Genomic DNA, 8,476 nt, shown 5'->3' with positions numbered 1-8,476 from the left:
CCGTATGCGAACCATCGCTCGACCCGGCACGATCTCCGCCGGGACCCTGGTTCTGCTGGCCGGCCTCTACTTCGCCCAGGGCCTGCCGTACGGCTTCTTCACGCAGGCGCTTCCGGTGGTGCTCCGCGAATCCGGATTCTCGCTGATCGAGATCAGTGCCACCGGAGTCCTGTTCGCGCCGTGGGCATTGAAATTCCTGTGGGCGCCCTACGTCGACCGGTACGGCACCCGGCGGAAATGGCTGCTGTCACTGCAACTCACCAGCTCCGCAATCGTGTTCGGGCTCGCCTGTCTGGACCTGTCCTCGTCATTGCGCTGGCTGCTCATCGGAATCGCCGTGGTGAACGCGGTATCGGCGACCCAGGACATCGCCACCGACGGACTGGCCGTACAACTGCTGGGCCCGCGGGAACGCGGCCTGGGGAACGGCATCCAGGTCGGCGCCTACCGGATCGGCATGATCGTCGGCGGCGGTGCGCTGCTCTGGCTGTTCGCGCTCGCGGGCTGGCGCAGCCTGTTCGCCGCCATGGCGATCCTGCTACTGCTGACCACGATTCCGGTGTGGTGGTTACCCAGGTCCGCAACGCCTCCCGAGCAGAAGGCATCCTCATCCCGGCCGGCCACGCTGACAACCAGCTGGTGGCAGCGGCTACGGCGACCGGGAATGCTGGCGTTCATCCTGCTCATCGGCGGTTTCAAATTCGGGGATTCGATGGGCTCGGCAATGGTCGGCCCGTTCATGTCCGACGCCGGACTCACCCTCGGCCAGATAGCCCTGGTGAAGGGCGTCCTGTCGTCGGCGGGCGCGCTCGCGGGCGCGGCGCTGGGCGGCTGGCTGTGCTTTCGATACGGCCGCCGCCACGCGCTGCTGATCGGCGGTATCACCCAGACCGCGAGTCTGGTCCTGTATCTGCTCGCATCGTTGGGCATCGGCGGTTTCGGGCTGATCGTCACCGCGAGCCTGGCCGAACATATTCTCGGCGGCGCCGCGACCGTCGCGGTGTTCACCCTCATGATGGACGCCTCGGACCGTGATCACGCCGGCAGCGACTACACCCTGTTGGCGTGTGCGGTCGTCACCGTCCAGGGGGTCGCCGGATTCGCGGCGGGAACAGTCGGCGAACTCCTCGGCTACCCGGCGCTGTTCGGATCGAGCCTCGTCCTGTCCGGTCTCGGTTGTGCCGCACTGATCATCGCGACAGACCGCGGCGCCGGCCCGAACGGTGTCCACGCGGTGTGGCACAGCCCGCGGACTGCGCGGGCCGCCCCCTCTGCTCGCAGTTGATCGAACCGCCGCCACTGTGCGTCTTCCACACCGAGCCGGCTTCAGCGTGCCTCCACCATCGCCCGGGGTACGGCGTGCGCGCCCCGCAGCCAGTGCATCATCCGGTACATCAGCTGCGTAGCGCCCGGCATGAAACCCGAGCCGTGGTGATAGGAGGCGTCCATAGTGCTGACGACCACCTCTGCGGTGAAAGTGCCGGCGTCGTAGTACATCAGCGTGTTGCTGTGCCCGGGGATGGCCCGGTACGGGGTACCCCAGGGATCTTCGGACTCGGTCTCCGCACGGTCCAGCTCTTCGAGCCGGACGAGCGGCACGGCCGTCGCGGGGTGGGTGAGTACACCGTGATAATGCCAGTGCACAGCATCGTCGGCGAGCCCGTCCCAGAACGGGTGCTCCCGGTTGACCGAGCGGCGTCCGACGTCCTCGCCGATCCGCCAGGCCCAGAAGTTCGTGCCGCGACGCGTTTCGGCGGTGCCCGGCAGCCAGTCGCCGACGGTGTTCTCGCCGTCGATGTACATCCGCGCGCCGGGTGTATCGAGGAAGCCGACGAGGATCGGCGCGATACGCGCCAGGACCCCCGGATGCAGTCTGGCCGCGACGTAGACGGCGTCGAACCCGTCGAGTCCGCCGGGTTCCAGATCCGGCGCGTAGACATCGACCGGGTCCATGGCGCGGACGGCGGGATCGCGCAGGTCCGCGAGGTGGAAGAAGCTGCCGGTGTGGACGAAGGCGACGCGGGTCATCGGGCCATCTCCTGTAGCGCCGCAGCGCCCTCGAGGTAGGTGAGTGTGCGCTCGCCGAGATCGGCGGCGGAGGTGCCGGGGCGGGAGAACGCCGTCAGGTCGTTGCCGAGATGCAGGATCACTTCGCCGGTTCCGAGGGGATAGGCCACGTCGACGGGCAATCGCCCCGGACCGATCCCGGTGATCACGACGGCCCCTTCGGGCAGGTCGACGAAATACGCGTGGGCATAGAACCCCGCGACGCCGATACGCTGGAGATCTTCGAACGAGTGCGTACCGGGCACGCCGGTGTTGAAGAGTGTGTCGCGGCGGTCGACGCCGTCCCAGATCGGGTGCGATCCCGTCTCGGTGAGCCACAGGTCGCGGGTCGTGTGGAAGTCGAGCTTGCGGTACTCGGGCATGTTCTCGACGAACCGCTCCAGCGGATGGCCGTTGACGAGAATCCGTCCACCGGCGCGCACCCAGGCCGAGAGCCGGTCGGTGCGCGCGGCGAGAAAACGCTGATCGCAGGCACCGCTGACCATGATGCCGGCGTAGGCGTCGAGATCGATGCCGTCGAGGTCGTACACATCGCGAACGGCGGTGTGAGTCGTGTCTTCCGATGGTGAGGCGCGACGTTGGACGAGTTGCAGAACCGGGGGCATCGAGACTCCTTCACCGGTAACGGAACAGCACGAGCTATCAAGGTTAGGCTAACCTAGCATCACAGGGCGGCCACAACGCTTGCGCGGCGGCGGTATCGAAATTCTGAACCGCAACAGCTTCACAATGGACATGAGGTTAGGCTAACCTCCACTCACTGCCAGAGTGACGGCGCCCCCACCGCCGACGCCCCGGCCGTCCTTGACCTCCCGAATTGAGGATCCATGATCAACCGTCCGAGCCGTGCCCGCACCGGTGCCGGCGCCGCGGTCGTGCTTGCGATCGCCCTGAGTGGCTGCACCGGCAGCACGGACTCCGGCTCCGGAGCCGCGACGTTCGGCGAACTGAGCGGTCCCGCCACCGCCGAGCAGCTCACCATCGCGCTCGACAAGGACACCGGTCCCATCAACCTGTTTGCCGGGGCGAGCGACCAACTCGTCGAACTCGTCTACGACAAGCTGCTGGCACCGTCGCCCTATGTCGACGACCCCCAACCGTGGCTCGCCACCGAGGTGCGCCAGCTCGACCCGGACATCTGGGAAGCCGACCTGCGAACAGACGTCACCTGGCAGGACGGCGAGCGGTTCACGCCGCAAGACGTCGTCTTCTCGTTCCAGTACATGCACAACGCACCCACCGGCCGCTATACACACCACGTCAACGACACCCCGTACGTCGACCGCGTGGTGCAGGTCGACGACGACACCGTGCGTTTCGAATGCCGCGACGCCTGCCCCTCACTGGCCCGCGTCACCCTCGCCGACCTCCCCATCGTGGCGAAACACATCTGGGCCGATATCGACCCGGCCGAAGCGAAAACGGTGCAGGACCTGCCGATCGGCACCGGCCCTTACCAGTTGACGGCCTACAGCCCCACCGAGGGTTACACCCTGACCGCGAACGAGAAATACTTCGCCGGAAAACCCACGGTCGATACCATCAAGATGCCGGTGATCACCGATCAATCGGCGACGTTCACTGCGCTGCAGTCCGGGGAGATCGATGCGACCACCCGCACACTCAGCCCCGAACTCGTCGCACAGTTCGAACAGTCGGGCAACCTCGACTCGCTGACGACGCAGGCACTGAGCTTTCCCGAGATCAAAATGAACTTCCTGCGGAAACCGCTGGATACGCCGAAGTTCCGGCGTGCCCTGTCGGATGCGGTCGACAAGGAACAGATGCTCGATGTGGTGGCGCTCGGCCAGGGGCGGACCGCGACCCAGGGCTATCCCCATCCCGACGCGCCCTTCGCGAACCCCGGTAACTCCACGCCGACCGACCACACGGCCGCCGGCACCGCATTCGACGAACTCGGCTACACCGATACCGACCGTGACGGTATCCGCGAGATCGACGGCAAACCACTCGTCCTCCGGATGTATGTGGATTCGGGCCTACCCCAGGATGTCCGGGCCGCCGAACTGGTCGCCGAAGACCTCGGCGAAGTCGGCATCGGAGTCGAGATCGAAGGTATGGACGCCGCGGCACTGAAGGAACGGTCGGCCCAGAAGACCTACGACCTGCTCGTAGGGTCCATCGGCGCGCACGGTGTCGCCGATCCCGACCAGTTCATCATGTCGCATCGCTCGGGCTACCTCTGGGCGCCGGATATCGCCTGGGACGAATGGGACAAGAAATACGCCGAGTGGCTGGCACAGACCACCCATGAGGACCGCATCCGCGTGATGCAGGAGCTACAGACGATCCACAACGCGGCACCGACGACGGTTCCGCTGTTCTACCCCGAAGAGCATTGGGCGGTCTCGCATACATACGGCGGATGGGCCGAGAGCCCCGGTTCCGGCATCGTCCACAAATGGTCGTTCCTGCCGAAAGACGTTGTCGAAGCCGCTCATTCGAGCACAGTCGAGGCGATCACCGAGCTCACCGGTACCCCACCGGCCACGGACGTCACCGAGCCCCCCGCCTCGGAAGAGCACGGGCACTGACGATCAGGCGACCGGTCACGATGAGGGCGGCCGGTCGCCTGCGCTCATCGAGAGGACCGAAGATGAAGAGGCCGGACAGATCCTGGCTCTCGCGGCTCGGGCAGTACGCCGTAGTGCTGTGGGTGGCCGTAACCCTCAACTTCGCACTGCCGCGGCTGGCTCCGGGCGACCCGGCCCTGGTCATGTTCACCGGCGAAGGTGATCCCAGTCCGGAAGTCCTCGCCGAACTCGGCGCCCTGTACGGACTCGACGATCCAATTCTTGTGCAATACGGACGGTTCTGGACCGATCTACTGCACGGCGACCTCGGCCTCTCGACCGTTCACAACCGGCCCGTGGCCGATGTTCTCATGGAACGGCTGCCCTGGTCGCTGACGCTGGTCGGGCTCGGTCTCATCGGGGCGATCATCGTGGGATCCCTGCTCGGAGCGTGGTCGGCGTGGCGGCGCGAAGCCGGACGCCCTGGGAAGGACAAAGGCACGCTCATCGGTGTATTGGCCGTCGACTCGATGCCCGGGTTCTGGGTCGCCATGCTGCTGATCACCGTCTTCTCCGCCCAGCTCGGCTGGCTGCCGTCGTACGCTTCGGCGGAGCTGCCCGACGAAACCTTCGCCTGGCTGGTCGAATCCGGCCGCCGGCTGATCATGCCGCTGCTGACGATGATCATCACCTCGATCGGCACCTACTACCTGCTCGCCCGCGCATCGATGACCACGGTGCTGGGCGAGCCGTTCATCCGGCTCGCCCGCGCCAAAGGCCTGCCCGAACGCCGCGTCGCCACCGGACATGCCCTGCGTACCGCGCTGCTGCCCATCGCGACCAACGCCTCGATGGCCGCCGGTGCCCTCGTCTCCGGCGCCGTCGTGGTCGAAACCGTGTTCTCGTACCCGGGCCTGGGGAAGGTCATCGCCGACGCGGTCGCCGCGCGCGACTACCCGATGCTGCAGGGCGCGTTCCTGCTCGCCACGATCGGCGTGGTCCTGGCGAATATCCTCGCCGATCTGTTCTACCCACTGCTCGACCCGCGCGTCCGGCACACACGACAGGTGGTCCCCGCATGACGCGTCTGCGCACCGGTTGGCGATCACTGTCGGTCACGAGCCGTATCGGTATCGGCATCGTGCTCATCTTGTGCGCCGTCGCGATCTTCGCCCCCTGGCTCGCGCCGTACGACCCGGGTGAACGGGTTACGCGACCGTTCGCCGCACCGTCGGCAGCGCATCTGCTCGGCGCCGACGATGTCGGCCACGACCTGCTCAGCATTCTCGTATACGGCGCGCGCCCCTCGCTCCTGGTGGGATTCATCGCCGCCGTCGCGGCGACCCTGATCGGTATGGCAGTCGGCATCACAGCCGGCTACCTGCGCGGGGTCACCGATACCGTGCTCATGCGCATCGTCGACGTGGTCCTGTCGCTGCCCGTCGTACCACTCACCCTGGTGATCGGCGTGCTGGCCGGGCCCGGGATCGTCACGCAGATCTTCGTCATCTCCATCGCACTCTGGGCGCCGGTGGCCCGCGAGCTGCGCGCCCAGGTGCTCAGTGTACGAGAGCGCGACCATATCCAGGCGCTGCGCGCCATGGGCGCCCGCCACAGCTATGTCCTCGTCCGGCATATCGTTGCGGCTGTCGGCGTACTCGTCGTGCCGCAGCTCGTACTCGCGGTCAAGAACGCGGTACTGCTGGAGGCGTCGCTCGCCTTCCTCGGTCTCGGCGATATCACCTCCATGAGCTGGGGCATGATGCTGAGCGTCGCCAACGGCCGCAGCGCCTTCCTCACCGACGCCTGGCTCTGGTGGGTCGTACCACCGGGGGTACTCATCGGGCTGACCGTGCTGGGTTTCGCGCTCGCCGGTGGCGCCGTGGAGCGCACGGCGGGCGGAGTCACCCGCCGAATCGTCCGGCCCGGCAAGCCCGGCCGCCCCGCGCCGGCCACCACTGATCCGGAGGGCGGCGCGGACGACGCCCTGCTCCGGGTCGAAGGACTCACGGTGCGCTACGGCGAAGGCGAGACCACGGGTGGCGGGTGCACCGAGGTCGATCTGGTGATACCCCGTGGGCAGGTTCTCGGTCTGGTCGGCGAATCGGGCTCGGGCAAATCGACCGTCGCGGCCGCGATCGTGGGGCTCATGCCCGCGGCGGCCCGGGTCGTTTCGGGACGTATCCGGCTCGACGGCGTCGATCTACTCGACCTCGGCCACCGCGAGCGTCGCGCCCTGCTAGGCGCGCGTATCGGCCTCGTACCGCAGGAAGCACAATCGGCACTCAATCCCGTGCACCGCATCGGCGACCAGATCCGCGAGGCGGTCCTGGTCCATACCGACATGACCCGCGACCGCGCTCAGGAACGCGCCCGCGAACTACTGCGGATGGTGGGATTGCCGGCGGACAGATACCGGGCTTTCCCTCATGAACTTTCGGGCGGGCAGCGGCAGCGGGTCGTTATCGCCATCGCACTGGCGAACTCACCCGATCTGCTGGTCGCCGACGAGCCCACCAGCGGCCTGGACATACTCGTCCAGCAGGAGATCCTCGACCTACTGGACGAGTTGCGGACCCGGCTACGCCTGACCGTACTGATCGTCACGCACGACCTGCCGGTCGTTGCGCAGACCGCCGACCGCGCCGCCGTCATGCGCGCGAGCAGGGTGGTCGAGCAGGGCGATACCGACACCGTACTGGCCGATCCACAGCATCCCTACACCCGCGACCTGATGGGCGCGATGCCCGATATGAGCGCATTCGAGAAGGTCCGGTGACGATGACGACCGAAATGATCCGGACCGCGGAGGCGGCCGGCAACGATTATCGCCCGCCGCACCGGCGCGCACCGGTTCTGCGCGTAACCGGGCTGACGGTGCGGTACGGCGAAACCGTCACCGTGCGCGATGTGCACCTCGAACTCCGGGCCGGCGAGACCGTGGCCCTCGTCGGCGGCTCCGGGGCGGGTAAATCGACCATCGCGAAAGCGATTGCCGGGCTCGTTGTCCCGGCGGCCGGGTCGGCACTGCTCGATATCCCGGCGCGCGGCGGCCACCGATCCGATCGTGTCGATCTGCTCGCAGCCGCCGCGTCCGTCCGCCGCGCAGCCCGCCGCGCGGTACACCTCGTAATGCAGGATCCGTACGCGTCCCTGCCGCCGCATCGCCGCATCCTCGATATCGTCGCCGAACCCCTTGTGATCCACCGCATCGGCGACAGGTCGACCCGGAGGGAAGCCGCCCGGTCGGCCTTGCTCGCAGTCGGCCTCACCCCTGAGCGCTACGCCCGCCGGTTCCCACACGAACTGTCGGGCGGTGAACGCCAGCGCGCCGCCTTCGCCCGGGCGATCGTGACACGGCCGGCAGTGATCCTCGCCGACGAGCCGACCGGCATGCTCGACGCCCCCCTGCGTGCCGAAGTATCGCGGCTGATGGGCGCTCTCGCCCGCGACCACGGTACAGCGATCCTGCACATCACCCACGATCTCGCGCTCGCCGCGCACACCTGCGATCGCGTCCTCGTCATGGCCGACGGCGCAATCGTCGAACAGGGACCCACCATGCAGGTGCTGCGCACTCCACAGCACCCGACGACGAAGCAGCTGTTGACCGCGGCTCTGCGCGGGGCACGCCGAGTCCGCGGCGCAGACGCCGCGGTACCGGAGAAATGAGCCGGCGCACCGCGGTTCGTCACCGGCGGCGCCGCCGTACGGGGAAGCTCGGCCGGGACTACCGGTAACCGAACGGCGGCCGGCGAACTACCCCGAGCCGGTCGGAGAACGGCGAGTGTCAGCCGGAGTTCGACGCCGGCGCACCCGCTCCGCAGAACCTTCGTCGACCTACCGGCCAAGTGGCCGACCGAAATCGACCTCGG

At 67.5% G+C, this 8,476-nt stretch carries 7 protein-coding genes; 5 read left to right on the top strand and 2 right to left on the bottom strand.

The genetic code is table 11. The features are described from left to right. The first annotated feature begins 4 nt into the window (after positions 1 to 4). Positions 5 to 1,285, top strand: a complete 1,281-nt coding sequence (locus tag NS6_RS17775; RefSeq protein ID WP_068043407.1) for an MFS transporter — start codon at positions 5 to 7, stop codon at positions 1,283 to 1,285. 41 nt (positions 1,286 to 1,326) lie between these two features. Here NS6_RS17775 and NS6_RS17770 read toward each other — a convergent pair whose 3' ends face one another. Continuing rightward, positions 1,327 to 2,028, bottom strand: coding sequence for a hypothetical protein (locus tag NS6_RS17770; RefSeq protein ID WP_068043249.1), 702 nt, complete (start codon positions 2,026 to 2,028; stop codon positions 1,327 to 1,329). After that, complete coding sequence (locus NS6_RS17765) at positions 2,025 to 2,672, bottom strand: hypothetical protein (protein WP_068043247.1); 648 nt, start codon at positions 2,670 to 2,672, stop codon at positions 2,025 to 2,027. The genes NS6_RS17770 and NS6_RS17765 overlap by 4 nt, the downstream gene beginning before the upstream one ends. A gap of 222 nt (positions 2,673 to 2,894) precedes the next feature. Between NS6_RS17765 and NS6_RS17760 the strand changes: the two genes are divergently transcribed. The 4 genes from NS6_RS17760 to NS6_RS17745 all read left to right on the top strand — a co-directional run bounded on the left by NS6_RS17760 (position 2,895) and on the right by NS6_RS17745 (position 8,273). Continuing rightward, the gene (locus tag NS6_RS17760) at positions 2,895 to 4,622 is read left to right on the top strand and encodes an ABC transporter substrate-binding protein (RefSeq protein WP_068043245.1); all 1,728 of its coding nucleotides are present in this window, start codon (positions 2,895 to 2,897) and stop codon (positions 4,620 to 4,622) included. A 62-nt stretch (positions 4,623 to 4,684) separates the two neighbouring features. Continuing rightward, positions 4,685 to 5,683 carry an ABC transporter permease gene (locus NS6_RS17755; RefSeq protein WP_068043241.1) on the top strand — a complete coding sequence of 333 codons (999 nt, stop codon included), beginning with the start codon at positions 4,685 to 4,687 and terminating at the stop codon, positions 5,681 to 5,683. Beyond that, positions 5,680 to 7,380, top strand: a complete 1,701-nt coding sequence (locus NS6_RS17750) for a dipeptide/oligopeptide/nickel ABC transporter permease/ATP-binding protein (protein ID WP_245669401.1) — start codon at positions 5,680 to 5,682, stop codon at positions 7,378 to 7,380. Before NS6_RS17755 ends, NS6_RS17750 begins: the two co-directional genes overlap by 4 nt. Positions 7,381 to 7,382: 2 nt before the next feature. Continuing rightward, positions 7,383 to 8,273, top strand: coding sequence for an ABC transporter ATP-binding protein (locus NS6_RS17745; RefSeq protein WP_084471154.1), 891 nt, complete (start codon positions 7,383 to 7,385; stop codon positions 8,271 to 8,273). The last annotated feature ends 203 nt before the right edge of the window (positions 8,274 to 8,476 follow it).

Source organism: Nocardia speluncae NBRC 108251 (assembly GCF_001613245.1).
GTDB lineage: Bacteria > Actinomycetota > Actinomycetes > Mycobacteriales > Mycobacteriaceae > Nocardia > Nocardia speluncae.
This window is presented reverse-complemented; position numbering and strand designations above follow the sequence as displayed.

What these genes read in the sequence shown, in the direction of transcription:
- NS6_RS17770 (WP_068043249.1), bottom strand. Translation starts at nt 2,028, where the DNA reads ATGACCCGCGTCGCCTTCGTCCACACCGGCAGCTTCTTCCACCTCGCG.
- NS6_RS17765 (WP_068043247.1), bottom strand. Translation starts at nt 2,672, where the DNA reads ATGCCCCCGGTTCTGCAACTCGTCCAACGTCGCGCCTCACCATCGGAA.
- NS6_RS17760 (WP_068043245.1), top strand. Translation starts at nt 2,895, where the DNA reads ATGATCAACCGTCCGAGCCGTGCCCGCACCGGTGCCGGCGCCGCGGTC.
- NS6_RS17775 (WP_068043407.1), top strand. Translation starts at nt 5, where the DNA reads ATGCGAACCATCGCTCGACCCGGCACGATCTCCGCCGGGACCCTGGTT.
- NS6_RS17750 (WP_245669401.1), top strand. Translation starts at nt 5,680, where the DNA reads ATGACGCGTCTGCGCACCGGTTGGCGATCACTGTCGGTCACGAGCCGT.
- NS6_RS17755 (WP_068043241.1), top strand. Translation starts at nt 4,685, where the DNA reads ATGAAGAGGCCGGACAGATCCTGGCTCTCGCGGCTCGGGCAGTACGCC.
- NS6_RS17745 (WP_084471154.1), top strand. Translation starts at nt 7,383, where the DNA reads ATGACGACCGAAATGATCCGGACCGCGGAGGCGGCCGGCAACGATTAT.